General features: G+C 68.2%; 19 protein-coding genes, 1 tRNA gene and 1 pseudogene. 10 read left to right on the top strand and 11 right to left on the bottom strand.

What is annotated here, in order from left to right; genetic code table 11:
- Window positions 1–2,513, bottom strand: a 2,513-nt coding sequence (locus VF106_RS46125) for a DEAD/DEAH box helicase (RefSeq protein WP_330846426.1), incomplete at its 3' end; no start/stop codon positions are given.
- A gap of 1,084 nt (window positions 2,514–3,597) precedes the next feature.
- Between VF106_RS46125 and VF106_RS46120 the strand changes: the two genes are divergently transcribed.
- Together VF106_RS46120 and VF106_RS51100 are read left to right on the top strand one after the other, a co-directional pair.
- On the top strand, window positions 3,598–4,107 hold the full coding sequence (locus VF106_RS46120; RefSeq protein WP_330846425.1) for a hypothetical protein: 510 nt from the start codon (window positions 3,598–3,600) through the stop codon (window positions 4,105–4,107).
- Window positions 4,079–5,410, top strand: a pseudogene (locus VF106_RS51100) (recombinase family protein); the annotation flags it as partial. The gene VF106_RS46120 and the pseudogene VF106_RS51100, both read left to right, overlap by 29 nt.
- 629 nt (window positions 5,411–6,039) lie before the next feature.
- Here the strand turns inward: VF106_RS51100 and VF106_RS46110 are convergent.
- Window positions 6,040–6,113, bottom strand: a tRNA-Leu gene (locus VF106_RS46110).
- A gap of 189 nt (window positions 6,114–6,302) precedes the next feature.
- Here VF106_RS46110 and VF106_RS46105 point away from each other — a divergent pair.
- Window positions 6,303–6,911 (top strand): two-component system response regulator PdtaR, encoded by a 609-nt coding sequence (locus VF106_RS46105; protein WP_330846423.1) that lies wholly within the window; start codon window positions 6,303–6,305, stop codon window positions 6,909–6,911.
- Here VF106_RS46105 and VF106_RS46100 read toward each other — a convergent pair.
- Window positions 6,904–8,835 carry a hypothetical protein gene (locus tag VF106_RS46100; protein WP_330846422.1) on the bottom strand — a complete coding sequence of 644 codons (1,932 nt, stop codon included), beginning with the start codon at window positions 8,833–8,835 and terminating at the stop codon, window positions 6,904–6,906. The genes VF106_RS46105 and VF106_RS46100 overlap by 8 nt on opposite strands.
- 270 nt (window positions 8,836–9,105) lie before the next feature.
- On the opposite strand from VF106_RS46100, the gene VF106_RS46095 reads away from it, so the two are divergent.
- The 5 genes from VF106_RS46095 (at window position 9,106) to VF106_RS46075 (ending at window position 14,694) form a co-directional block, all read left to right on the top strand.
- Entirely contained in the window at window positions 9,106–10,341 is a 1,236-nt protein-coding gene (locus VF106_RS46095) for a branched-chain amino acid ABC transporter substrate-binding protein (protein ID WP_330846421.1), read from the top strand.
- A gap of 84 nt (window positions 10,342–10,425) precedes the next feature.
- Window positions 10,426–11,343, top strand: coding sequence for a branched-chain amino acid ABC transporter permease (locus VF106_RS46090; protein ID WP_330846420.1), 918 nt, complete (start codon window positions 10,426–10,428; stop codon window positions 11,341–11,343).
- On the top strand, window positions 11,340–13,103 hold the full coding sequence (locus tag VF106_RS46085; RefSeq protein WP_330846419.1) for a branched-chain amino acid ABC transporter permease: 1,764 nt from the start codon (window positions 11,340–11,342) through the stop codon (window positions 13,101–13,103). Before VF106_RS46090 ends, VF106_RS46085 begins: the two co-directional genes overlap by 4 nt.
- Window positions 13,100–13,984, top strand: coding sequence for an ABC transporter ATP-binding protein (locus tag VF106_RS46080; RefSeq protein ID WP_330846418.1), 885 nt, complete (start codon window positions 13,100–13,102; stop codon window positions 13,982–13,984). The genes VF106_RS46085 and VF106_RS46080 overlap by 4 nt, the downstream gene beginning before the upstream one ends.
- Complete coding sequence (locus VF106_RS46075; RefSeq protein ID WP_330846417.1) at window positions 13,981–14,694, top strand: ABC transporter ATP-binding protein; 714 nt, start codon at window positions 13,981–13,983, stop codon at window positions 14,692–14,694. The genes VF106_RS46080 and VF106_RS46075 overlap by 4 nt, the downstream gene beginning before the upstream one ends.
- A gap of 52 nt (window positions 14,695–14,746) precedes the next feature.
- Here VF106_RS46075 and VF106_RS46070 read toward each other — a convergent pair whose 3' ends face one another.
- A complete protein-coding gene (locus tag VF106_RS46070) occupies window positions 14,747–15,172 on the bottom strand; it encodes a PaaI family thioesterase (protein WP_414639226.1) in 426 nt (141 codons plus the stop codon).
- Between the two features lie 139 nt (window positions 15,173–15,311).
- On the opposite strand from VF106_RS46070, the gene polA reads away from it, so the two are divergent.
- Complete coding sequence (gene polA / locus VF106_RS46065) at window positions 15,312–17,966, top strand: DNA polymerase I (protein ID WP_414639227.1); 2,655 nt, start codon at window positions 15,312–15,314, stop codon at window positions 17,964–17,966.
- A 274-nt stretch (window positions 17,967–18,240) separates the two neighbouring features.
- Here the strand turns inward: polA and VF106_RS46060 are convergent, their stop codons facing one another.
- Window positions 18,241–18,399 (bottom strand): hypothetical protein, encoded by a 159-nt coding sequence (locus VF106_RS46060; protein WP_330846415.1) that lies wholly within the window; start codon window positions 18,397–18,399, stop codon window positions 18,241–18,243.
- Between the two features lie 975 nt (window positions 18,400–19,374).
- Here VF106_RS46060 and VF106_RS46055 point away from each other — a divergent pair.
- Window positions 19,375–19,773, top strand: coding sequence for a Rossmann-fold NAD(P)-binding domain-containing protein (locus VF106_RS46055; RefSeq protein WP_330846414.1), 399 nt, complete (start codon window positions 19,375–19,377; stop codon window positions 19,771–19,773).
- Window positions 19,774–19,805: 32 nt separating this feature from the next.
- Here the strand turns inward: VF106_RS46055 and VF106_RS46050 are convergent, their stop codons facing one another.
- Genes VF106_RS46050 through VF106_RS46025 form a run of 6 tightly spaced genes read right to left on the bottom strand, consistent with a single transcriptional unit; the run spans window position 19,806 to window position 25,056 of the window.
- A complete protein-coding gene (locus VF106_RS46050; RefSeq protein WP_330846413.1) occupies window positions 19,806–21,020 on the bottom strand; it encodes a beta propeller repeat protein in 1,215 nt (404 codons plus the stop codon).
- Complete coding sequence (locus VF106_RS46045) at window positions 21,013–21,501, bottom strand: RNA polymerase sigma factor (protein ID WP_330846412.1); 489 nt, start codon at window positions 21,499–21,501, stop codon at window positions 21,013–21,015. Before VF106_RS46045 ends, VF106_RS46050 begins: the two co-directional genes overlap by 8 nt.
- A gap of 60 nt (window positions 21,502–21,561) precedes the next feature.
- Window positions 21,562–22,734 (bottom strand): YCF48-related protein, encoded by a 1,173-nt coding sequence (locus tag VF106_RS46040; RefSeq protein WP_330846411.1) that lies wholly within the window; start codon window positions 22,732–22,734, stop codon window positions 21,562–21,564.
- On the bottom strand, window positions 22,727–23,254 hold the full coding sequence (locus tag VF106_RS46035) for a SigE family RNA polymerase sigma factor (RefSeq protein ID WP_330846410.1): 528 nt from the start codon (window positions 23,252–23,254) through the stop codon (window positions 22,727–22,729). The genes VF106_RS46040 and VF106_RS46035 overlap by 8 nt, the downstream gene beginning before the upstream one ends.
- Before the next feature lie 21 nt (window positions 23,255–23,275).
- Window positions 23,276–24,196 carry a GNAT family N-acetyltransferase gene (locus VF106_RS46030; RefSeq protein WP_330846409.1) on the bottom strand — a complete coding sequence of 307 codons (921 nt, stop codon included), beginning with the start codon at window positions 24,194–24,196 and terminating at the stop codon, window positions 23,276–23,278.
- Window positions 24,193–25,056 carry a class I SAM-dependent methyltransferase gene (locus VF106_RS46025; RefSeq protein ID WP_330846407.1) on the bottom strand — a complete coding sequence of 288 codons (864 nt, stop codon included), beginning with the start codon at window positions 25,054–25,056 and terminating at the stop codon, window positions 24,193–24,195. Before VF106_RS46025 ends, VF106_RS46030 begins: the two co-directional genes overlap by 4 nt.
- Window positions 25,057–25,110: the final 54 nt, after the last annotated feature.

Genomic DNA, 25,110 nt, shown 5'->3' with positions numbered 1-25,110 from the left:
ACCAGCAGGTGCGGCTCGTCGAGAGTTGAGGACACCAGCACGGTGCCGGCGTTGAGGGTACCGCCGAACTGTTTGATGGCCTCGTCCATCACCGTGTCGTGCAGCGGGTGACCTGGCGCGAGGAGATCGGCGCGGGTCATTCCGTCATCCAGGGCGACGTGGGGCAGGTCGAAGGTGACCCGGTCGTAGCGGGTCGCGATAGGCCCGTGCTTGCTGCCCCGGAGGGAAGCCGGCACGTTGGCGATCTCGTAGCGTCCGCGTTCGCGCCTGGCGATCCGTCCGCCGAGGCGAGTGAACGCCGCCTTGAACGCTAGTTCGATGTAGTGCGGCTGCAGGCGTCGAGCGCGGGCTTCATCCATCGCGGCACGGAGTGCCGCGAGGTCGGCCTCCCCCAAGTGACCAGCGGCGAGAGCCCTCTCTTCCAGCAGGTCCTTGACACCGTCACCGACGCTGGCGTCGATGACCTTGTGCATGTTCGCCCGGACATCGGGACGCTCGCCGTACTGGATCGCCTCCATCAGCAGATTGCGGAGCGGGGTCTCGGCGAACGCCTCGCCGAGCACATCGAAGACCTTCCCGCCGTAGGCCTTGCCCATCTCCTCAAGCTTCAGCAGCAAGCGGGTGAAGACCTCACCCTCGCGGGTGTTGGAAGCGACCAGGTTCCAGAGTCGGCAGACCTCTTCCTGGCCGATACGGTGGATACGGCCGAAGCGCTGTTCGATCCTGTTCGGGTTCCACGGGAGGTCGTAGTTGACCATCAGGTGGGCAGCCTGCAGGTTCAGGCCTTCGCCCGCGGCGTCGGTGGCCAGGAGGATCTGGCAGTCGCGGTTCTTGGTGAACTCCTCGGTGATCTGCCGGCGCTCACCGCGGCGCACGCCACCGTGGATGGCTCGGACGGCATCCGGGCGGCCGAGCAGCGAGCCGATACGGCCCTGGAGGTAGTCGAGGGTGTCACGGTGCTCGGTGAAGATGATGAACTTCCGCGGACAGCCATCCCTGTCCGTGGTGAGCGCGTTGTCCTGCAGGATCGTCGACAGCTCGGTCCATTTGCGGTCCGTGCCGAGATCGCGGACCCGCTTGGCGAGCGCGGTCAGCTCGGTCAACTCGACGAGCTCGGCGTCAAGTTCTTGCACCGTGCGTGCTGCGGTGGCGGCGTCGAGGAGTTCCTCCTCGAGAGCCTCGACCTCCTCGGCGTTGTACTCGTCCGCGTCGAGACCGCCGAGGTCGATCGCGGGCTCTGCCTCCCGGTAGGTGCCGTTGAGGATTTCCTGCTTCTTGCGTTCCAGGCGCCGCGAGCGGCGGACCAGGCTCCGGTGGATCGCCTCGGGGCTGGAGGCAAGCCGCCGCTGGAGCACGGTGAGCGCGAAGCCGACGGTGTTCCTGCGCTTGCCGTCGAGCTTCTCTGCCCGGTTCATTCCGGTACGGACGTACTCGGTGACCTGCTCATACAGGTGGTACTCGATGGCGGTGAGCTCGTAGGGAACGGTCTCGGCGATCCGTTCGGGGAACAGCTTCTTGCCTTCGAAGGTCAGCAGATCCTCTTTGACCATCCGGCGCATGATGCCGCTGGTGTCGGCGGTGACTTTGTTCCTGCCCTCGAACCGGTCACGATCCAAGAGGGTGAGGAAGAGCTGGAAGTCTTCCTCCTTGCCTGAATGGGGGGTGGCCGTCATTAGCAGCAAATGGCGGGTGATCTCGCCGAGAAGCTCGCCGAGCTGAAAGCGTTTCGTCTTCTCCAGCTTGCCGCCGAAGTAGTGCGCTCCCATCCGGTGGGCTTCGTCAACGATGATCAGGTCCCACTCGGTCTCCGTGAGCCGCGCTCGCAGCTCCTCATTGCGGGCGAGTTGGTCCATTCGCGCGATCAGCAGCGGGTTGGTCTCGAAGATGTTGAGGTTGATGTTCGCGTCGACGAGCTGGTTGGTCAGCAGGTCGAAGCGCAGGCCGAACTTGAAGAACAACTCGTCCTGCCACTGTTCGACCAGGCCGCCGGGCGCGACGATGAGACATCGTTGCACGTCGTCGCGGAGGATCAGCTCCTTGATGTAGAGCCCGGCCATGATCGTCTTACCGGCGCCGGGGTCATCCGCCAGGAGAAACCGCAGCGGCGTGCGCGGGAGCAGTTCACCGTAGACGGCGCGGATCTGGTGCGGCAGCGGCCGGACATCACTTGTCGCGACCGCGAGCATGGGATCGAACAGGCCGGCGAGGGTGATCCGCTGCGCCTCGGCGACGAGCTTGAAGTCGCTGGCCGGAGCGTCGAAGGCACGGCTTCCGGACTGGGCGATCGACAGAGTGCCCCCGTCCTTCCGGAACACCACCTGCTGCCCGAGCCCACCTGCTGTGGTCTTGTAGGTCAGTTCCAGTGCGTCAGCACCGTGCCACTGCACCGCGAGGACTGTGATGACCTCAGCAGGAATGAGTCCCTCAAGCCGCAGTCCTGGCTTGACCTCCTCGAGCAGCACGCATGACCTCCTAATCGACAGCCCGCCAACGTTAGTCGAGAGGTCCGACAATCTTGTTACGACCCCACCGTCAGCGTCACCGATCTTCGCAGTGCAAGCGACGGAACCTGAGGGTAATCGACCATGACGAACGACAGCATTTCCGGACGGTCGTTTGGCCGCTCAGGCCTGCACCCAACAGCCCACACTGCGCATGTTGCGGCTGACCGGCCTCGGTCAGCGCTCGCCGTCTACTCCACCGGCGGCGCACCCGTCGAGTCGAGGACACTCGGGCCACGCGTCCCCGGTGGGGGGCGTTTCGGGTGCAAACCTGACGGTTTCCGTGGGTCTGTCCAGCGCTTGGGGATGGTTAGTCGATGTGCACGGTGTGGGGTTGGTGTAAGCGTGGTTGATGCGGAGGCGGACGGTGGGGGCGGGTAGGTCGGTGAGTTAGGCGGGGGTGAACTAGCGGGCGTCGGTGGCTTCCTGATGGTCGGGGCGGAGTCCACCTCAGGCCCGACCTCGGGTGGACTCCGCGCGGTGAGCCGGTGGTCGACAGCGGGTGTATCGGCGCTGATCAGGTACGGGAGTGTCATAGTCGGCCGATGCACGATGGCCAGGCCGACCCGCGTCGCGAGCCGCCCGCGCCAGTTGCCGGCTCGGTCGACGATCTGGCACGCGATCCCGCGCGGACCGTCGCTCGAAACGGGCGTGACGGTCAGTGGCACACCGCCGAACAGGTCATCCATGCGCACGGCCTGCCGATGTCACCCTCGCCCCCGTGTCACACCCCGACTGGGTCGCCCGCCTCGCTCTGGGGGCGCCGCCGCCGGGTTGTGGCATTGCGTCATGGCCACGAACTCCCACACCGCCTACCCAGTCACACCCGCACCAACCGGCGGCTCCAGCAACATGAAAACCGCTGGTAGCGGCCGTGCTAGTCACGTCTCGTGACGGTATGTGTGCATCTGCAATCGTGGTGGTGGTCGTGTAGTTTGGATCTAGCGTGGGGGCGCCGGTAACGGTGGCCTTCCCTCCCCCTAGTGGTTGCCCGATGGGGCGTCGACCTCCCACGTGACGGAAAGAACGCGCGAACGCGGAGCGGTTCTGGGGTCGTCGACGCGGCACGTGCGTGTGACGCAGTGGAGGGAAGGTAATGGGTGCCGATCTCGCATCGGACAACAACCCCGGTAATGGTCCCGGCAATAATCCTGGTGACGACCCCGGCAATCAACCCCGCAAAGATTCCGGAACTGGTTCCGGTACTGATCCTGGTAATCACCATAGTGGCGACGTGGACGATTTCGTTATTCCATCGCCCCGTCCAGCGCCGGATGACGACATCGCCGGCCTGCCGACCAGTCCACGGCGGACCTCTCGGCAGAACCCGTGGGAGAACGCGGAGAAGTCGCAGGAGAGGTCGCCGGAATCTGGTTCGGATGACCCGGTGTGGTGGTATGATCAACCGCGCAAACGCGGCGGGGATCGCCGCTACTGGGGAGAAGTTGAGTGGATCGGTGGGCCGGAAGCTGACCGATTACGCGACAAGCTGACCGAGATTGTTCGGGATCTGCTCGATTGGGCACACAGTGAACAACTGAAATCCGAAACAGATTCAGACGCAGATTCTGGTGAGGATGGTGATACCGATGACACACCCTCATGACCCACGCAACCCGCGTGACCCACGGGCCGACCCGCCGCCGCCCGCGTTGCGGGGGCCGTTACCCAGACGGGAGGTCCCGGAGACGGGTCCGTCCGGGTTGTCCGACTATGCCGTGTCGCCGTTGGGGATGCGCGGCGCGGTGCTGGGGCAGTTGTTGGCCGGCGAGGTGCGGGTGGCGGTGTTGTGCCGCACCTCCACCGAGGATCTGCAGGATCCGCGGCAGTCGGTGTTGCGGCAGGTCCACAACGTCAAGGACGCGTTGCCGAAGGCGTGGATGATCGTCGCGTACTTCTACGACGTCGAGTCCGGCCGCATGGAACTGGACCAGCGTGGCCGGAAGACCAACTACGAGCGGTTCAACATCCCGATCCCGCGTGACGGCGGGATCGGTGACCTGCTGGCCGAGGCGGCGCAGCCGAAGCGGCGGTTCGACGTGGTGATCTGCGAGAGCATCTCCCGTGTCGCCCGCCGCGCCTTTGAGGGCTTGTCGGTCGAGCGGGACCTGGAACGTGCGGATGTGCCGTTGTTCGCCGCGAACGAGCCGATCACCCTGGACGGGTCCCAAGCGCAGCGGATCCTGCTACGCGGGATCAACCGGTCGGTGGCCGAGTACGAGGCGGTCAACACCGGCGAGCAGTCCTGGGGCGGGTTGTGCGCCCACACCCGGGACGGGTTCAACATCGGCAAACCCCCACACGGCTATAAGGCGAAGGTCTACCGGCACCCGAACTCGGTGAAGGCCGCCAAGGGCCACACCAAGTCCCGGCTGGAGCCGGACGGGGCACGGGGGGAGACGGTCACGCAGATCGCGTTGTGGCGCTACCACGAGAACCTCGGCTACGGCACCATCGCCGAACGCCTCAACCAGGACCTCACCAAGTACCCGCCACCCGTGCCGCCCGGCAAGACGAGGGCGCGGGGGGCGTGGAGCAAGACCAGCGTGTACGAGATCCTGAAGAACCCGAAGTACACCGGCTACATGGTCTACAACAAACGCGCCACCCGCTCCCGCAAAGGGAAGGTCAACGACCCGATGCTGTGGGTGTGGTCCGCCGAGCCGGTGCACGAGCCGTTGATCCCCAAGTGGATGTACGACGAACTCGCCGCCCGCCGCGCCGCCAAACGCGGCTCCCGTGACGGCAACGCCCCGAACACCCACCCCAAGACCCGCCGCACCTATGTGCTGCGGGGGATGGTGTTCCACTCGTGTGACCGGCGGATGTATGGCAACCACCGCCACGGCAGCCAGTACTACATGTGCAACCCCGCGTCCAACAACCGCGGACGGCCGGACAAGCACGCCGGGCACGCGAAAGCCGCCTACATCCGAGAGGACGAGATCCTCAGCGCCGTCTCGCAGGTCTACATCGACCGAGTGTTCGGCCCGCACCGGCGAGAGCTGTTCACGGCCGGTCTCGCGAGCACCGATGACCGCGAGACGAGACAGCGAGAGGCCGAACGAGAGCGGCTCCAACGCACTCTCGCTGACCTGTCTCGGCGACAGGACAACGTCATGCGCCAAGCCCAAGACTGCGCACCCGACGACCCCTTCGGCCAAGGACTACGAGAGACCTACAACACCCTCGAAACCGAACGCCGGATCGCTCTCGCGTCGATCGCCGAGCTGGACGCCGCCGAGCAAGCCGGACCGCCCCGGCCCACCGCTGAGGACATCGACCTGCTGGACGCGCTGCCCTACCTGACGCTCAACCTCACCCAGGCACCCCAGCAGCTCCTCCGGGCCCTGTTCGAGATCACCAACCTCACCGTGCGCTTGCACCCGGACAGCGACGACGCCACCATCACCATCAGGCTCCCCGCGACAGAGCTACCCGTCATCGCCGAAGCAGCAGAAAGGATCACCAACACCATGGATACCGCACAAGAAACGCCTGCTCAGACGGCAGGCGTGTCTCGTGCGGATGCTGTACGTGCCCCCGGTGCGATTCGAACGCACACTGGACGGGTTTTGAGTCCGTTGCCTCTGCCGGTTGGGCTACGGGGGCGTGGTGCATGACGACTTTACGGGATCGTCTGTGCGCCGGTCGTCAGGGTTGTGGTTGGGGGTGTGGCGCTGGTCATGGCCACTGTTGCTGGCCCGTTAACGTTGTGCTGATCACCCTCGTGCAGGGGGTATTTGGTCGCGTCGCGCCGGTACGCTGGAGGCTCAGACCGATTGATTCAGGAGGACCCCGGTGACCGATCAGGCTGCCGAGGCCCAGTCCGGCCCGGCCGTGCAGCGTAGCGTGCTCGTCGCTGAAGACGAGGCGCTTATTCGGCTCGACCTTGTGGAGATGCTCAAGGAAGAGGGCTACCACGTTGCCGGGGAGGCCGCCGATGGCGAGCAGGCCGTCGCGTTGGCTAAGGAGCTGCGGCCCGACCTTGTGATCCTCGACGTGAAGATGCCTCGGCTCGACGGCATCGACGCGGCTGCGCAGATCGCGGGGGAGCGGATCGCGCCTGTCGTGATCCTCACCGCGTTCAGCCAGCGGGATCTCGTTGAGCGGGCGAGGGAGGCCGGTGCCATGGCCTACCTCGTCAAGCCGTTCGCCAAGCATGATCTGGTGCCGGCCATCGAACTCGCCGTGAGCCGGTTCGCCGAGCTGGCGGCGCTCGAGACCGAGGTGGCCACGCTCACCGAGCGGATGGAGACCCGCAAGCTCATCGAGCGGGCCAAGGGCCTTCTCATGACCAAGCAGGGGCTCACCGAACCCGAGGCCTTCCGTTGGATCCAGCGCACGGCCATGGACCGGCGCGCCACCATGAAGGCTGTCGCCCAGGCGGTGGTCGAGAACATCACCTGACGGTGAAGTTGAGTACGGCCGACACCGGCAGTCCCTTGCCGTCCATGGCGTACTCGCGCACCTCCATCAGGTGTGGGCCTCGCTTCAGGCCGCCGACCGCGATCGACAACGCGTACCGACCGCCCAGTCCTGGGCCGTTGGTGCGCGTCGGTACGGCGGCGGCCAGTTCGCCGTCCAACCACACCTGAAAACCCTGCACACCGCCGATCGACCCCGTCTCCCACTGGTTGCTCGACGCGTCCAGTTTCACGTCGAGCACCAGTTGGCCGCGTTGGGGCACGACGGCGGACGTCAGTGGCTCGCCTGCGGAGTTGCAGAGCACGGCGTCGATCGCCGGCAGCATGTCGGGGCCTCGCCGCCGGCCTGTCTTGAGGTCCTGCGCGGGTGGTCGGCCGCCGCCCACCTGGGTGATTTCCAGGTATGTCTCCACGAGCCGGACCTGCTGGTTCGCGCCCGGCGCGCGTAACACGAACGGGGTAATCGAGGGTGCTCCCAGCACGCCGAGGAGCGTTGCCGGGACGTCGGCGATCACCGTGACCGCGGCGCCGGATGCGCCGGACGGCGCCGCGACGGCCGGGCGGGCCGGTACTCGCAGGTCACCGAGCTGTATGACGACACCGGTCGGGTCCATCTCGCCGGCCACCATGATCGTGGCGACCAGGCGGGCGGAGGCCGCGGTCGTCAGCGGCGTCCGTGCGATGCCCAGCTGCGGCGACTGCTCGGTGAGGTCGAGGACCCGTTGCGTGCCCGGGTTCACCGGCACCTCGACCACCGAGGCCAACTCGGTCACCGGCCCGGTGAAACCCGCCGCGATCAGGTGCACCCGCGACCGCCGCCGGTCCGGGCCGCGGAACCCCAGCAGCACCGACGCCGACGGCCACGGCGGCACGACGGCGGCCACCGCCACCAGCAGACCGTCCTGGTAGACCCGCAGCCCGGCCGTCGTGAGCACCACCTCGAACAGGTGTGGGACGCCCGGCCCACGCACCGGTGCCGGGTACACCTCGAGCTGGGCGGGAGCCACGGCCGGCACGTCCGGCGCCGCGCTCACGCGCACCCCCGTCGAGTCGACGGCCACCCGGATCGCGCCGCCGGGCAGCGCCGGGTCGCGCTCGGTGAACCGGTTCGCCCGCTGCCGGTCGACGCCGACCCGGTCCATGGGCCCGGGGGTCAACGCGATGGTCAACTCGCCGCCGGCGCCTGCCGTGTCGGTGCGTACCGCGACCCGGCCGAGCTCACCGGCCGGGTTCGGCGGCGTCAACGTCATCGGCTGCCGGGCCCGCAGCACCGCGAGGTCGGCACCGCAGCCCAGCTCGATCGGCAGGCCGTCGGCGCGCTCGGACACCACGTCGACACAGCCGCGGTAACCGGACAGGTGCCAGCGTTCCGCCAGTCGTTCCGGCTCGGCGAAGTCGTCGAACAGGCCGGTCAGCGCGGTCGTCCACCGGTCGTCGGCGTCCTCTGGCGTCCCCTCCACCGCCATGGGCGACGACCGCTGACCGAACGAGTCCACCGTGCGCACCTCGACCCGTACCCGCCGGTTCCCGCTCAACCGGTTCAGCAGCACGTCCGGGGTGGCGACCAGCCGCGTGCGCCGTTCGCCGCCGTCCTGTTGCCAGCGCACCTCGTAGCCCGCGGCGCCCCCGGGTACCTGCCCGCCGGGCAATGCGTCTGCCCACGACACACGCAACGCGTCGGGTCCGGCAGGCGTGGTGACCAGGTTGGCCGGCGGCGCCGGGCGGCGGCCGGGCGTGGGTAGCACGACGTGGTCCGCGGCGTACCGCTCCACCCGCACGGGCTTCGGCGGGCCGTCACTGTCCGTGTCACTGCCTTGGGACTCATCGGTGACACGCAGAGTGACGATCGCGCTCGCGATGAGCGCGATCGCGCCGAGCCAGATCAGCACCCGCTTTCTGGTTGGCACGTCAGCAGGGTAGGAGCAGGCAGGTTCCGGTCAGGGGGTCCGTTGCGAAGTTGAGATCGTGTTACCGCGCGATGACCGGAAGGACCGGGTTAGTCCGGAGAGCGGACACGGACGGTCAATTTAGTTGCAGTCTGGTCACGAGCGCCGTTGTGGCGTGACTAGGACTGCGCTGGGTTACTAGGTTCCGGCCAGCCCTCTGACATCAGTGAGGGTTGGGTTCGGCATGCTATGCGGCACTGCTCGGACGGATATCGGAGAAAGGGACGTCACGTGCGAAACCACACGGTGAAGGCCGCGGCCTTAGTGGCAGCTGGGGCCCTGCTGCTCTCGGCCTGCAGCACGAACAAGGAAGAGTCGCCGGGTGGTGGTGGTGACAACCAGGCCAGCTGCGACCAGAGCAAGGGGACGCTTGTCGTCGGGGTCATCGTGCCGCTGAGCGGCGACCTGGAGGCTCTCGGCAAGGGCATCTCGCAGTCGGCGCAGCTTGCGGTCGACCAGGCCAACACGGAGTGCAAGGTGCCGGGCTACAAGCTCGCCCTCGACGCGCAGGACGACCAGCGTGACCCGACGATCGGCGCCCAGGCCGCGACCAAGCTCGCGTCCGAGGAGAGCATCGTCGGCGTCGTCGGCACGCTGAACTCGTCGGTGGCCCAGAGTGTCGCGCCGGTCCTGGCGCAGAACAACATTCTGCAGATCTCGCCCGCCAACACCAACGACACGCTGACCAAGGGCGAGGACTACCTCAACAGCCCGAAGCGGCAGTGGAAGACCTACTTCCGCACCTGCACCGTCGACTCGCTGCAGGGCCCGTACGCGGCGAACTACCTGGTCGGCCAGGCCGGCAAGAAGAAGATCGCCATCGTCACCAACGGTCTGACCTACGGTGAGGGCCTCGCGGACACGTTCACCGTGCAGGCGGAGAAGAAGGGCGCGGAGATCGTGACCCGGCAGAAGGTCGGCGAGAACGACACCGACTTCTCGGGTGTCATCTCGGCGATCAAGCCGTTCAACCCGGACGCGGTCTACTTCGGCGGCGAGTACCCGCAGGCCGGCCCGCTGTCCAAGCAGCTGGCCAGCGCCGGGATCAACGTCCCGGTGATGGGTGGCGACGGCATCTTCGACAAGACGTTCATCGAGCTCGGCGGCAAGGAGGGCGACCTCGCCACCTCCGTCGGCGCGCCGACGGACGAGCTGCCCAGCGCGAAGGCGTTCATCGACGCGTACAACAAGGAGTTCGAGGAAGGCTCCTTCGGCGCCTACGGTGCGTTCTCCTACGACGCGACCAACGCGATCATCGCCTCGCTGGCGGAGACCATCGGTGACGGCGAGTGGAGCGCAGACAAGCGCGACGCGCTGCTGGAAGCCGCTCAGAAGTACTCGGCTGAGGGTGCCACCGGCCAGATCAGCTTCGACGAGAACGGCGACAGCACCAACAAGGTTCTCACCGTGTACCAGGTCAAGGGCACCGACTGGGCCTCGGTGGAGACCGGCGAGTTCGAGGAATAAGCCGACAGGTTCTCTGAACTCGTAATTTCGTGACGCGACGGCGGGGGTGGGCCGAGCCCACCCCCGCTGTCTATGGAGGCAGATGTGACAACTTTGTTGCAGCAGATCGCCAACGGGCTGGTGCTCGGCGCCACCATCGGACTGATCGCCGTCGGCTACACCATGGTCTACGGCATCATTCAGCTGATCAACTTCGCCCACGGCGAGGTCTTCATGGTCGGCGCGTTCGGTGGGCTCGCTGTGTGGCGTTTCGTGTTGCCGGAAGGCATGAAAGAGGACTGGTACGTCGCGTTGCCGCTGATGCTCGTCGGCGGCGTGGTGGTCTCCGTGACCATCGCGATGCTGATGGAACGCTTCGCGTACAGACCACTGCGTAACGCACCGAGGCTCGCGCCGCTGATCACGGCGCTCGGCGTGTCCATCGCGCTGCAGGAAGCGGTGCGGATCTGGTTCCCGGACGCGGACCGGTCCCAGTCCTTCCCCAGGGTGTTCATCAACACCCAGGTGAAGATCGGGCCGGTCGAGATCCCGGCCACCGGCCTCCTGCTGATCGCGACGGCCATCCTGCTCGGCCTGCTGGTGCAGCTCTACGTGAACAAGACCCGGATGGGCCGAGCCATGCGGGCGACCTCTCAGGACCGGGACACCGCCCGGCTGATGGGTGTGAACCCGGACCGGGTCATCGTGCTCACGTTCGTGATCGGCGCGGCCCTCGCCGGCATCGCCGGCGTCATGTACGGGATGCACGTCCAGACCCTCGGTGTGCGCGCCGGATTCCAGACCGGCATCTTCGCGTTCACCGCCGCGGTTCTCGGCGGCATCGGTAGCCTGCCGGGCGCCGTGATCGGTGCGTTCATCATCGGTCTGGTCGAGCGGCTCGGCGGGCAGTACCTGCCCGGTGGCACCGCCTACGCGTACGTGTGGGTCTTCGTGGTGCTCATTCTGGTGCTGGTGTTCCGGCCACAGGGTCTGTTCGGCGAGTCGGAGAAGGTGCGTGCATGAGCAGGTTGTCATCTCTCGTCCCAGCCGCTCTCGGCCGGCCGCTTTCCGCCGTCGGTTCGGTGTTGTTGCTGGTCGCGGCGATGCTGCCGTGGGCCACCTTCCTGCTGAACGACGGCGCGTATCCGGACAAGGCGACGCTGCAGTTCTTCGACGCCCCGTTCGCGCTCACCGGCTACCGGTGGCATGTGCTGCTGTTCGGCGTCGCCGCGCTGGTGATCACGTTCGTCCCGCTGCCTGGCAAGGGGCGCGCATTGCGTGCGCTCGGCTTCGGTGGCCTGGCGATCTCCGTGATCAGCGCGGGCTTCATCCTCTCGGAGGGTGGCGGCCTCGGCGCGATCACCGCGGCGGACGGCGCCACCGCGTTCGGCAGCATCGTCGGGATCCTCGGCGGCGTGGCGCTGGTCCTCGGTGGGAGCGCGATCGGCATCGGCGACATCCCGCACTGGCCGGACTCCCCGTTCGGGTTGACCGGCTGGGCGCAGCGGCTGCTCGCCTGGGCGGTGCTGATCGTCTCCTTCGTCGCCCTGCTGTGGCTGGTGTCGGAGACGTTGACCGCGGGTGGCACGAGCGGCGTCTCGAACCCGTACGCGGGTCCGATCTTCCTCGCGTTCCTCGGCATGGCGGTCGGCGTGCTCGCCGCACTGCACGGCATCGGGTTCACCCGCTGGCTGACCTCGCTGTCCGAACGGCACCGGGCGTTCAGCATCATCGTGCTCGTGTTGTGCGCGGCCGCGCTGCCGTTCACCGACGCGGGCACGCAGTACTGGATGACCGTCGCCGGGACCATCGGCATCTACGCGGCCACCGCGATCGGGCTGAACGTCGTGGTCGGCCTGGCCGGCCTCCTCGACCTCGGCTACGTGGCGTTCATGGGCATCGGCGCCTTCGTGGCGGCGAACCTGTCCGGCTCGGCCGCGTCGAAGCTCGGCATCACGCTGCCGTTCCCGATCGCCGCGGTGATCGCCGCGGTGATCGTCGGCATCATCGGCGCCATCGTCGGCTCGCCGACGCTGCGGGTTCGTGGTGACTACCTGGCCATCGTGACCCTCGCGTTCGGTGAGATCTTCAGCAAGTCGGCCCAGAACAACATCGGTGACCTCACCGGTGGGGCGAACGCGATCTCGAACATTCCGCCCATCGCCGTCGGCGACCTCGGCTTCAACGAGCCGATCACCCTGCTCGGTACGAAGTTGCCTCCCGGCGTGCTGTACTACTTCCTCATCACGCTCCTGGTCGGGCTCGTGATGGCGGTGTTCGCCAACCTGAAGAACAGCCGCATGGGCCGGGCGTGGATCGCCATCCGGGAGGACGAGGACGTCGCCCGCGCCATGGGCATCAAGACCGGACAGGCGAAGATCCTCGCGTTCCTGGTCGGCGCGACCCTGGCCGGCCTCGCCGGCGCGGTGTTCGCGCACAAGCTGGGTACCGCCTCCTACGACGCGTACTCGTTCCTCCAGTCGGTGACGTTGCTCGCCGCGGTCATCCTCGGCGGCATGGGCTCGATCCCGGGCGCGGTGCTCGGTGCCTCGCTGCTGTTCGTGCTGCCGGAGAAACTCCGGGAGTTCGACAACTACCGGCTCCTGTTCTTCGGTCTCGCGCTGATCCTGATCATGCGGTTCCGCCCGCAGGGCATGGTGCCGGACCGGATCCGCAGGGCCGAGTTCGCCGGAGAGACGGCCGAGGGCAAGCCGATCGAAGAGGTCCAGGAACAGCTGGTGGTCGAGCATGAACTCGACGTGCCGAAGGGAGGCAAGGCGTGAACGCGGCGAAGCACAGCATGGCTGACTCCGTGCTCGAGGCCAGCGGGGTCACCATGATCTTCGGTGGCCTCACCGCGCTCAACAACGTCTCGCTGACGCTCGGCGAGGGACGGATCGTCGGTCTGATCGGCCCGAACGGGGCCGGGAAGACGACGTTCTTCAACTGTCTCACCGGTCTGTACACCCCGACGCGGGGTTCGGTGCGCCTGCGCGGTGCCCAGCTACCGTCCGACCCGGCCAAGGTCACGGTCGCGGGGATCGCGCGGACGTTCCAGAACGTCCGGCTGTTCCCCAACATGTCGGTGTTGGAGAACGTGCTGGTCGGCCGGCACATCCAGATGAAGCAGGGGCCGATCGCGTCGCTGTTCCACGGTCCGGGGTTCCACCGCGGCGAGCGGGCCGCCAGGCAGCGCGCCAGGGAGCTGCTGGAGTTCGTGGGGCTGCGCAGCGACGAGAACACCGCGGCACGCAACCTGCCCTACGGTGACCAGCGGCGGCTCGAGATCGCGCGGGCGCTGGCCACCGACCCGTCCGTGCTCCTGCTGGACGAGCCCACCGCCGGGATGAACCCGCAGGAGACCGAGGCGGCCCGGCAGCTGATCTTCCGGATCAGGGACATCGGCATCTCGGTCGTGGTGATCGAGCACGACACCAAGTTCATCTTCTCCCTGTGCGACACGGTTTCCGTGCTCGTGCAGGGCGAGGTGCTGGTGGAGGGCACGCCGGACGTCGTGCGTGACGACTCGCGGGTGATCGAGGCCTACCTCGGCAAGCCGCGTGACGAGGTCGCGGCCGACGTGGAGGCGGCGACGGGCGTCATCCCGCGCTACGACGACGATCAGACGACGATCATCGACAGGCACAGGGAGGACCACCCGTGACGGCGCTCTTGGAAGTCAGCGAGCTCAGCGTCGCCTACGGTGCGATCGAGGCTGTGCGAAACGTGTCGTTCGTCGTCGAGGAGGGGCAGATCGTCTGCCTCATCGGGGCGAACGGCGCCGGGAAGTCGACCACGCTGCGCACCATCTCCGGGCTGCTCCGCCCGAGGGCGGGTGACATCCGGTTCGAGGGCAAGTCGATCATCAAGGAGCCGGCGCACACGATCCTCGGCCGAGGCATCGCGCACTCGCCGGAAGGCCGGCGGGTGTTCGCGCGGATGACCGTGGAGGAGAACCTGCTGCTCGGGGCGTACTCCCGCAAGGACGAGGCCGGTGTGCAGAAGGACATCCAGCGGGTGTTCGAACTGTTCCCCGTGCTCGGGGAGCGCCGTACCCAGAAGGCGGGCCTGTTCTCCGGCGGTGAGCAGCAGATGCTGGCGATCGGCCGCGCCATGATGTCGAAGCCGCGACTGCTCATGCTGGACGAGCCGTCGATGGGTCTCTCGCCGATCATGACGCAGCTGATCTTCGACACGATCAACGAGCTGCAGCAGCAGGGCACCACGATCCTGCTGGTGGAGCAGAACGCACTGGCGGCACTGGCGCTGTCGGACCGCGGCTACGTGGTCGACCTGGGCGAAACCACTCTGGAAGGCGCCGGCCAGGAACTACTGGCCGACGAACGCGTCCGCGCGGCCTACCTGGGTCAGTAGAACAACCGACGCCTCGTGCCCTGCTCTCCTGTGAGGGCAGGGCACGAGGCGTTCACGCTCCGGGAGGCGCGTCGCGCAGGATGCAGGTCAACCGGGCGGTGCAGGTGCGCTTGCCGTCCTCGTCGGTGATCACGATCTCGAACGTCGAGGTGGACCGGCCCGTGTGGATCGGCGTGGCGACGCCTGTCACGAGTCCGCTGCGTGCCGCGCGGTGATGAGTACAGGACAGCTCCAGCCCGAGCGCGACCCGGCCGGCCGGCGCGTTGAGCGCGGCCGCGACGGACCCGACCGTCTCCGCGAGCGTGGCGTTGGCCCCACCGTGCAGCAGACCGTACGGCTGGAGGTTGCCGGCGACGGGCATGGTGGCGACCACTCGCTTGGGGTCCCACTCGGTGACCTCGATGCCCATCCTGGTGGGGAGCCACTGGTCGACGAGGTCCTCACGGACACCCGGCAGGTTCTCCGGGAACGTGTGCACGCAGTCTCCTTGCTGGTCGCGACAGGGGCCGCGAGTGATTGTCGGTGCCCCACCCTAGACTCGCCGTGTGCCTGAGACGCCCGCCACAGAACCTGTCAAGACCTCCGAGCGCCGGTTGCTGCTCATCGACGGCCACTCGATGGCCTACCGGGCGTTCTACGCGCTGAAGGAAGCGAACCTGGTCACGAAGACCGGGCAGCACACCGAGGGTGTGTACGGCTTCACGTCGATGCTCATCAACCTGCTGCGCGACGAGCAACCGACCCATGTCGCGGTGGCTTTCGACGTCTCCCGCAAGACCTTCCGCAGTGAGACCTACGCGGAGTACAAGGCCAACCGCAGCAGCGCGCCGGACGAGTTCAAGGGCCAGATCAGTCTCATCGAGGACGTGCTGGGGGTGCTGAACATCCCGTGGCTGTCGAAGGAGGGCTACGAGGCTGACGACCTGATCGCCACGCTCACCACGCAGGCCACCGCCGAGGGTTACTCGGTGCTCATCCTCACCGGGGACCGGGACGCGTTCCAGCTGGTCAACGACCAGGTCACGGTGATCTACCCGACGCGTGGCGTGTCGACGGTGAGCAGGATGGACCCCGAGGCCGTGCTGGCCAAGACCGGCGTCACCCCGGACCGGTACGCCGACTTCGCCGCGCTGCGCGGCGACCCGTCCGACAACCTGCCCAAGATCCCCGGCGTCGGGGAGAAGACCGTGGCCAAGTGGATCAACCAGTTCGGCTCGCTGAACGAGCTGGTCGACCGGGTCGACGAGGTCAAGGGCAAGGCCGGCGACGCGCTGCGCGAGAACCTCGCCAACGTGCTGATGAACCGCCAGCTCACCGAGCTGGTCAAGGACGTGGCGCTGGAGAAACGGCCGGACGACCTCGCGGTCCGGCCGTGGGACCGCGACGCCGTGCACCGGCTGTTCGACGAGCTGGAGTTCCGCATCCTGCGTGACCGGCTGTTCGGCGAGCTGAGCACCGCGGAACCGGAGGCGGAGCACGGCTTCGAGGTCTCCGGTGGCGCGTTCGAACCGGGCAAGCTGGGGGAGTGGCTGGCCACGAACGCGCCGGCCGGCACACGAGTGGGCCTTTCGTTCCAGATTCGCTCGACCGGTGTCGCCGGTGAGTCGGTCGAGCTGCGGTCGGTGGCGATCACGCGGGCCGACGGCACCGGCGTGTACGTCGACGTCACCGCCCTTGACGAAGCCGACGAGCAGGCGATCGCGACGTGGCTGGCCGACGACGCGACCCCGAAGCTGACCTACGACGTCAAGCCGTCGCTGCACGCGCTGCGCCACCGCGGCTGGACGCTCGGCGGGCTCGCAATGGACACGCAGCTCGCCGCGTACCTGGTCCGGCCGGGGCAGCGCTCGTTCGCGCTCGACGATCTCGTGCTGCGGTACCTGAAGCGGGAGCTGCGCGTCGAGCAGCAGCAGGAGGAGCGTCAGCTGTCCCTGCTGGACGGCGTCGAGGGTGACGACGCGAAGATCGCCGAGGGCGAGATCGTGCGCGCCCGCGCGGTGGCCGAGCTGGCGGACGCGTTGGCGGTCGCACTGGACGAGACCGGCCAGGCGAACCTGCTGGCGGAGATGGAGCAGCCGCTGCTGCGGATCCTTGCCGAGCTGGAGGCCGTCGGCATCGCGGTGGACACCCCGCAGCTCGCGGCGCTGGAGGCGCACTTCGCCTCGCGGGTGAAGAGCGCGGAGCAGGAGGCGTTCGGGGTCATCGGCAAGGAGATCAACCTCGGCTCGCCGAAGCAGCTGCAGGTGGTGCTGTTCGACGAGCTGCAGATGCCCAAGACCAAGCGCACGAAGACCGGCTACACCACCGACGCCGACGCGCTCACCGGTCTGTTCGAGCAGACCGAGCACCCGTTCCTGGCCCATCTGCTGGAGCACCGCGACGCGACCCGTCTGAAGATCACGGTCGAGGGCCTGATCAAGTCGGTCTCCGAGGACGGCCGCATCCACACGACGTACAGCCAGACGATCGCGGCGACCGGCCGCCTGTCGTCCACCGAGCCGAACCTGCAGAACGTGCCCATCCGCACGGACGAGGGCCGGACGATCCGCGACACGTTCATCGTCGGCGACGGCTACGACGAGCTCATGACGGCCGACTACAGCCAGATCGAGATGCGGATCATGGCGCACCTGTCCGGCGACGCGGCGCTGATCGACGCGTTCCAGTCCGGCTTCGACTTCCACGCCGCCACCGCCGCCCGCGTGTTCAGCGTCGAACCGACCGAGGTCACGGGCGCCCAACGCGCCAAGATCAAGGCGATGAACTACGGCCTGGCCTACGGGTTGTCGGCCTACGGCCTCTCACAACAGCTGCGGATCTCGACCGAAGAGGCCCGCGGCCTGATGGAGGAGTACTTCGCCCGGTTCGGCGGCGTCCGCGACTACCTCAACGAGGTCGTGGCACAGGCCCGCAAGGACGGCTACACGTCAACGATCTTCGGCCGCCGCCGGTACCTGCCGGACCTGACCTCCGACAACCGCCAACGCCGCGAGATGGCCGAACGCATGGCACTGAACGCCCCGATCCAGGGCAGCGCGGCGGACATCATCAAGGTCGCGATGCTCAACGTGCACCGCGAACTACGCGCCGCGGACCTGCGCGCGCGAATGCTGCTGCAGGTACACGACGAACTGGTCCTGGAGGTCAGCACGGACGAACGCGCCGAAGCGGAGTCGTTGGTGCGTAAGGGAATGGGGTCCGCGTACAAGTTGGATGTGCCGTTGGACGTGTCCGTCGGGTTTGGACGTTCTTGGAACGATGCCGCGCACTGAGGTTGCTTGTCCGGGTCGGGATGGGCCGGGTGGGCTGGGGCTTGGCAAGGTGGCTGGGGGAGTGTGGGCTGGGGCTTGGCAAGGTGGCTGGGTTGGTCGTGGCGGTTTCTTGGTCCCGCCACCGTCCCGTGACGCCAGGCGGTTTCACCGGGCCGCACCCCGAGTCACCAAGACCATTGGTGGGTCTGGGTTCAACGACCCGAAAGCGTCTTTCGGGACAACGCATCCGGCCCGGTGCCCCGAAGGCGCCCTTCAGGCATCGAGCCCACAGCAACTAGCCCCAGGCGGACACGGCCAACCTCAGTCTTGGGGCCGGCGGCCATGCGAGGAACGCGTCCTTCACCACCGCCAGCGTGAGAAAGGCGTCCTTCACCACACGCTGAGGTCGTGCTGGCCGCGCACCCGGCATGGGCAGTGCGAATGGCGTGTTCACGCCACGGGCGATGTCCTGAAAGACGCGTTCGTGTCGTTGAACGTCCCGATCGCGTCTTTCAGGACACCAGCCATGTCCCCAACGCGTCCTTCGCGACGTGCACCCTGTGGGTGCGTGCCGGGCGCTGCGCGCCCGGCGCCTGCGAAGCGGGCCTGCTCAGGCCCGCACCTCTCCCGCAAGGCGCGACACCCGACAAGATCACCGGTGGATCCGGGTTGAACGTCCCGAACGCGTCGTTCGGGGCACCGCCACGTCTTCCCGGTGCCGCGTCCTGCGGCTGTTCGAGCCAGTGGCCGTGTGCTGACTGCGCGGGACTTGACCGCGCTGGTGAGCATGGTGCGTAGGGCGGCGATGCTGGCGGCGGGCCCGGTGAAGGCCTCGGGGGGGTGGCCCGACCGGACGACACGGCCTGTGCGGTGCCCTCGACTCCCGCCGTGCCCACCACGCCAGGCCAGCAACGCGGTATATCCCGCCCTGGTAGCAGGAAGAGGTACGCGTGCCCAGCGTCCGCCCCAGTGCATCGAGCGCGGCGGCCGTATGGGTGTCGACTCCGCCGGTGTCCACGACCTCGCGGCCGGCCTCGACGGTCGGTTGCTGATCGGTCAACCTTCACCACGCCCATGGTGAGGAAGGCGCGGCGGCACACCGCCGGCGCCGCCGCGCCCAGCCTTGCCTTGCTCGGTGAACCGGTTCACTCGGTCTGGTCACCGTCCGTGATACTTTGGGTGCGAATTGGTCCTTATTGCACATCGCTGACGAGTGAAATCGGGCTATCCGGGCTAATGTGAACGGGGATACTGCCGATTAGCCGAGGGGCGCCCAATGGCCGTGCGTCGAGCTCTTGTTCTTGGTGGTACTGGGATGTTGGCTGGCGTGGCCGCCGCTCTGCTCGATGATGGGTGGCAGGTGGTTCTGCCCAGTCGTCGGCGGCCTACCCTGCCCGCTACGAACGGTAATGGTCACGGAGCGCATTGGGTGAAGGCCGACTGGACCGATCCCGCTGTGCTCGCGGAGGCTTCCCGGGAAGCGCTCGGCGGTTCGGCCGATCTGCTCGTGGCGTGGGTGCATCGTGAGGTGCGTACCGGTGTCCTTCGTGCGGTGGCGCCCCTGCTGGCGTCCGGCGCGCCCGTGGTCGAGGTCCACGGCAGCGCCTCCGCCAACCCGGTTGGTGGCTGCCCCGATCCGGTTCTGTCCGACCATCCGACCCAGCAGGTCGTGCTCGGGTACGTCCGGCACGCGGGTCGGACCCGGTGGTTGACGCATGACGAGATCTCGGCCGGGGTGCTCGACGCGGTTCGGCGGGCGGTGGCCGGGAAGCCGCCGCATGTGCATCAGGTTGGGGAGTTTCGGCCGGTCCATACCGCCGGCCGGTAGCGCCCCACCCCCATCGGGCGCTACCGGCCGTCTCACCGGACCTCGAACCTTCGCCAGGTGAGGCCGTCCCCCGACAGTTCGAACGCGTTGTTCGATCCGGTGACCAGGTAGCCGGCCCTGGTCCACCTGACTGGGCCCGGGAACTGGTGCCGCGCCTTGGCGAATGTGCGGCCACCGTCGCTGCTCGCGACCGTGCCCACGACGCGGGAGTACACCAACAGCTCCCCGTCCGCCGTCAGCACCGCGTCGCCGGTCACCGCCTGCAGTTCGTGTTTTTCCGTCGACTGCCATGTGCGTGCCCACGACACGCCCTTGTCGGTACTGCGGAACACCGCCAGCAGCTCCGTCGGGCCCACACCGACGTTGCCGACCACCGTCAGGTACATGTCGCTACCGCGTTCGGTCATCGACCACGCGCCGTCCACCTGTAAGGACGGCAAGCCCTTGAAGTCCAACGGCGTCGTCGCCCAGGTCGCGCCATAGTCCGAGGTCACCGAGACGGACCAGGTCCCTGTGGTTCGTTCCCGACCCGCTGCCCAGTACAGGCCACCCTCGGTCGCTGTCGTGCCCGGCCACGGGTCATCGATCGGTGGCTGGGTAAGAACCGGGGCCGCTTTGGCGAGCGGCGTCAACATGCCCACCCCGATGACGCATACGTTGTCCGACGTCCTGCTGACACACATCGGGACGGTCTGCGATCTGGCCGGGATCAGGGTCGGTGACTCCTGGTGCTCCACGTCCCGGTCGTGCCACGTGCGTCCTCCGTCGTCGCTGACGAACTGCTCCACCTCCCCCACCAGGCCGGGCTTGGCGCGGGAGAACCCCAGCCCTTTCGGGCTCATCACCGACACCATCCCGCGAACGAACGTCTCGCGGCTCTCCGGCAGGGAAACCCGTCGCCAGGTTCGGGCTCCGTCGTCGGTGGCGCGCAAAGCGAAGACGCAGGGGCCGTCGTTGTCCTCGCAGTGCTGCTGGAACGCATAGCCGTGGTCGGCGTCCGCGAAGTCCACCGTGTAGGGCGCCGGAGCCGCGGGCGGCTGGGCCGGCGGTTGACTGTCGGACTGCACGAGGCGTAGCGCCGGCACCGCCGCGCTCACCAGCACGACCGCCACGATCGCGCCGAGTTGCATGCGTCGCCGCACGGTCCGCTGCCGTGCTCGGTCGGCGACGTGGGAGAGGTCCGGCCGGGTGAGCGTCCTGCGCAGGTCGTCCCGCAGCTCATGGAGGGACGTGTCGAGATCAGGCATGGTCCACCTCCGTGCGGAGCCGTTCGGCCAGCGCGCCACGCGCTCGCGACAACCGCGACTTCACCGTGCCCACCGGGACGCCGAGGACCTTCGCCACCTCGTCCACCGGCATGTCGGCCAGGTAGTGCAGCACCACGACCATCCGGTGCTCCGGCGCGAGCGCGCGGATGGCCGCGTGCAGGTCGAGGTGCTCGACGGGTGGTTCCGGCGGTGGTGGTGGCTCGGACCGCTGTCTGAGCAGGATGCGGTCGAGCGTGGCCTTGCGCCGGAACCGCCTGCGGGCGAGGTTCACCACGACCGTGCGCAGCCACGCCTCCGGGCTGTCCGCGCGGGACACGCGGCGGACCCTGCTGTACGCGAGGGCGAACGCCTCCTGGGTGATCTCCTCGGCGGCGCCGAGGTCGTTCGTCAGCGCGTAGGCCGCCAACACGAGGCGCTCGTAGCACCGGTCGTACAGCTCCGCGAACCATTGCTCGCTCACAGCCACCCCACAGTTCTCTCACAGAACAAGAGGCACAGGTCCGCGCGCAGGTTCCACGCTTTACCGCACGGTGAACTCCTTCCAGTGCAGGCCGTCGCTCGACAAGGCGAACTCGTTCATTCTCGAGCGCAGATAGCCGGCCCGCGTCCACGTCACCATGCCGAACATTTCATCGCCGGTCCGTGTGAACGTGTGGCCCTGGTCGGTGCTGACGTAGGTGGTGGTGCCGGTGGGCAGGCGCAGGCTGCCGTCACCCGCCGCGATCGGCATACCGAGGACGCCAGGGATTTGCTGGCCGTTCGCGGGCGTCCACGTGCGGGTCCATGACCGCCCGTCGTCGGTGCTGCGCCACACGCCCAGCGTCGCGCGGTACGTGGTGGCCGTGGCGTACATGACGCCGTTGCGTTCCACCACGGCCAGACCGTCCCAGCTCGGGGTGCCGTCCACGGCGACCTCGCTGGTCGACCACGTCCGGCCGCCGTCCGCGCTCACCGAGAGCGCCCACTGGTTGGTGTTCCGGTCCCGGCCACTCGCCCACCATTTGCCACCCTCGGTGGCGACTGGCCCCATCTGTGTGAACTCCAACGGCGGCTGGGCGATGGTGGTGAACGTCTTCCCGGAACCGGGGTCGATCGACGTGATGACGTCACAGTCCGGGGTCACCATGAAGCCGTTCCCGCATCGGCCGGCCAAGGTCGCGGTCGGGGCGAGAGGCATGCTCTCGGCGGGCCCCCACCTCTCGACCGTCTGCCACGTGCGACCGCCGTCCGTGCTGTGGATCCGCTGCTGCCACAGCTGGTCACTCGGCCGGTCGATCACCACGTTGTCGATGCCCAGCACGTACAGGGAACTGCCGAAGTAGCCCGACTTCGAATGCGCTGGTGCCGGCAGGTCCCTCGGCTGCCAGCTGCGTCCGCCGTCGGCGGTGCGGTACAGCCTGAACGCGCAGTCGGGTATGCACGTCCGCCCCAGCGCATACCCGTGATCGGGGTCGGCGAAGTCCAACGTGAAGTTCGTCGGCGACGAGGACGGCGGGCCGGCCGGCGGCAGGTCCGCCGGCAGCGCGCGCAGCACCGGCACCGCCAGCGCGACCAGTACGACCGCCGCGATCGCGCCCAGCTGCAGCCGCCTGCGGGCACGGGCCCGGCCGGTGACGTGCTCGACGTCGGGGAGCGGGATCGCACTGTTCAGCTCGTCCCGCAGCCCGCGCAGCTCGGCATCCAGATCAGACATGGTCCACCTCCGTGCGCAGGCGAGCTGCCAACGCGGTCCGTGCGCGGGCGAGCCGCGACTTCACCGTCCCCGCCGGGATGTCGAGGATCGCGGCCACCTCGTTGACCGGCAGGTCCGCCAGGTAGTGCAGCACCACGACGGACCTCAGGTCCTCGTCGAGCCGCCGGATCGCCACATGCAGGTCGAGGTGTTCACCGATCGGAGGGTCACCCGGGTGCGCCTCCGCGGACTGCCGGTGCAGGATCCGGTCGAGCATCGCCTTGCGGCGAAACCGCCTGCGGGCGAGGTTGACCACCACTGTCCGCAGCCACGCCTCCGGGCTGTCCGCACGCGACACCCGTCCCCGCCGGCCGAAGGCGACCGTGAACGCCTCCTGGGTGAGCTCCTCGGCGACGCCGAGGTCACCCGTCATCGCGTAGGCGGTCAGCACCAGACGCCGATAGCACCCTTGGTACAGCTCCGTGAACCATGTCTCCGCCGCCACCGCACCCCCATTCCGAACTTTTCGAACAAGAGTCACGGGGGCGGACCCTGGTTCTCGTCAGCGCAGAGCGGACGCCGGCCGCAGCTCCCAGCTCGTCCACAGCGGCCGGTAACCCTGCCGCGCCCAGAACACCGAAGCCAGCGGGTTGGGCGGGTTGAAGTACAGGAACGTGCTGGTCGCGCCACGCCGGCGCAGCTCGTGGTGGGCGACCGCCATCAGGTCACGGCCGATCCCGGTGCCACGCGCCACCTCCGCCACGGAGACACAGTTCACATATCCCCAGCGGCCGGGTCGCAGGCGTGTGGCGGTCAACCCGCCCGAGGTGACGTCCATCAGCCGGCAGTGCGCGACGCCGGCGACAACACCGTCCTGCTCCGCGACCCAGATCAGGTCACCCTGCTCGACGTGCCTGGCGAGGGCCGCCCGCTTGATCCGTTCCGCGTCCGGCCGCACGACCGCGGCGCCGACCAGCGCCGAGTACTCGAGCTCGGCGAGCTCCAGGGCCAGCACGACCTCGAGGTCGGCCTCGGTGGCGAGGCGGACCGTCACCTCAGTGCGTGGCGGGTCGGCAGGGGCACCCACCCGCACCGCGAGGCTCGTCAGCGGCACAAAACCGTGGCTTAGCAACGGTTTCGCCGCGCCGGCGTCCCGGCTCGGCCACGTGAGCAGGCACGCGGAGTCCGTTCCGGTCCGGCGGCGGTCGAGCAGGCGGCGCCACTCCCGCAGCAACCCGTCCATGCCGGTGCCGCCCGCCGCGCCGAGCAGCGGGTGCAGTTCCCACAGCTCCAGCGCCGACCACAGCGTGGTGGCCGTGCCCGGGTCGAACGTGCTGTGCGTGACAACCCCGGCCACCCGGTCGCCGGTCGGCAGCGCGGCCGTCACCACATGTCCGTCCGGCGGTGGGGCCGCTTGCGGCAGCAGCGCGTCCACCCGCTCGAACCGCGTGGTCTGGGCGTCGAGGAGGGCCGTAGCCCTCACGTCGTCTTCCGGGTCACGAAGATCATCGTTCCGGGGAACAGCGCGCCGCGGAGCGGACTCCACTGCCCCCACTCCTCGGTGAGCCACTCGGGCCACTCCGGTTCGATCAGGTCCGCGATCGTGAAACCGGCGCCGGTGAGCGCGCGCACGAAGTCGCCGAGCGTGCGGTGGTGCTCAACGTAGGTGGCGTGGCCGTCCGCGTCGACCTCGACGTACGGCGTGCGGTCGAAGTACGAGCCGGTGACCCGCAGGCCGTTCGGGCCGGGGTCGTCCGGGAAGATCCACCGGATCGGGTGGGTCACGGCGAACACCCAGGAGCCGCCCGGCCGCAGCACGCGGGCGATCTCGCGGAACGTGCCGGCCAGGTCGGCGACGAACGGGATGGCCCCGAACGCGGAGCACGCGATATCAAACGTTTCAGTCGCGAACGGCAGTCGCTCGGCGTTCGCGCGGATCAGCGGCACGTCGATGCCGGTGGCCTCGTTCGCGGCGGCCGCGTAACGCAGCATGCCCGCGGACAGGTCGAGTGCGGTGACCCGCGCGCCCTCGGTCGCGAGCCAGCGGGCGCACGGTGCCGAGCCGCAGCCGACCTCCAGCACGTCCCGGCCCGCCACGTCGCCGAGCAGGCGGACGTCCTCCTCACGCACCGCCTCCGGACACCAGACGAAGTCGCTGACGCCCAGGAACTCGCCGTGTTCGACGTGGTAGTCGTCGGCGTCGGCGTCCCACCACGCGCTGTTGGCGGCCACCGACTCGGCGGAACCGGCGGGTCGGCGCGCACTGCCGACCGTGCCCAGAAGCCGTTCAGCGGCCCGCTGTGACGGCCGTTCCTCGTCCACGCCTGACTCCACGGTCGACATCTACCGCCCCCTCGGTACCAGAACCCCCGGGACCAGGTTTGCCCGGTCCACGCA

The organism is Actinophytocola sp., assembly GCF_036378875.1.
Classification (GTDB): Bacteria; Actinomycetota; Actinomycetes; order Mycobacteriales; family Pseudonocardiaceae; genus Actinophytocola.
The sequence above is the reverse complement of the archived record's forward strand: the minus strand, read 5'-3'. Positions and strand labels throughout refer to the sequence as shown.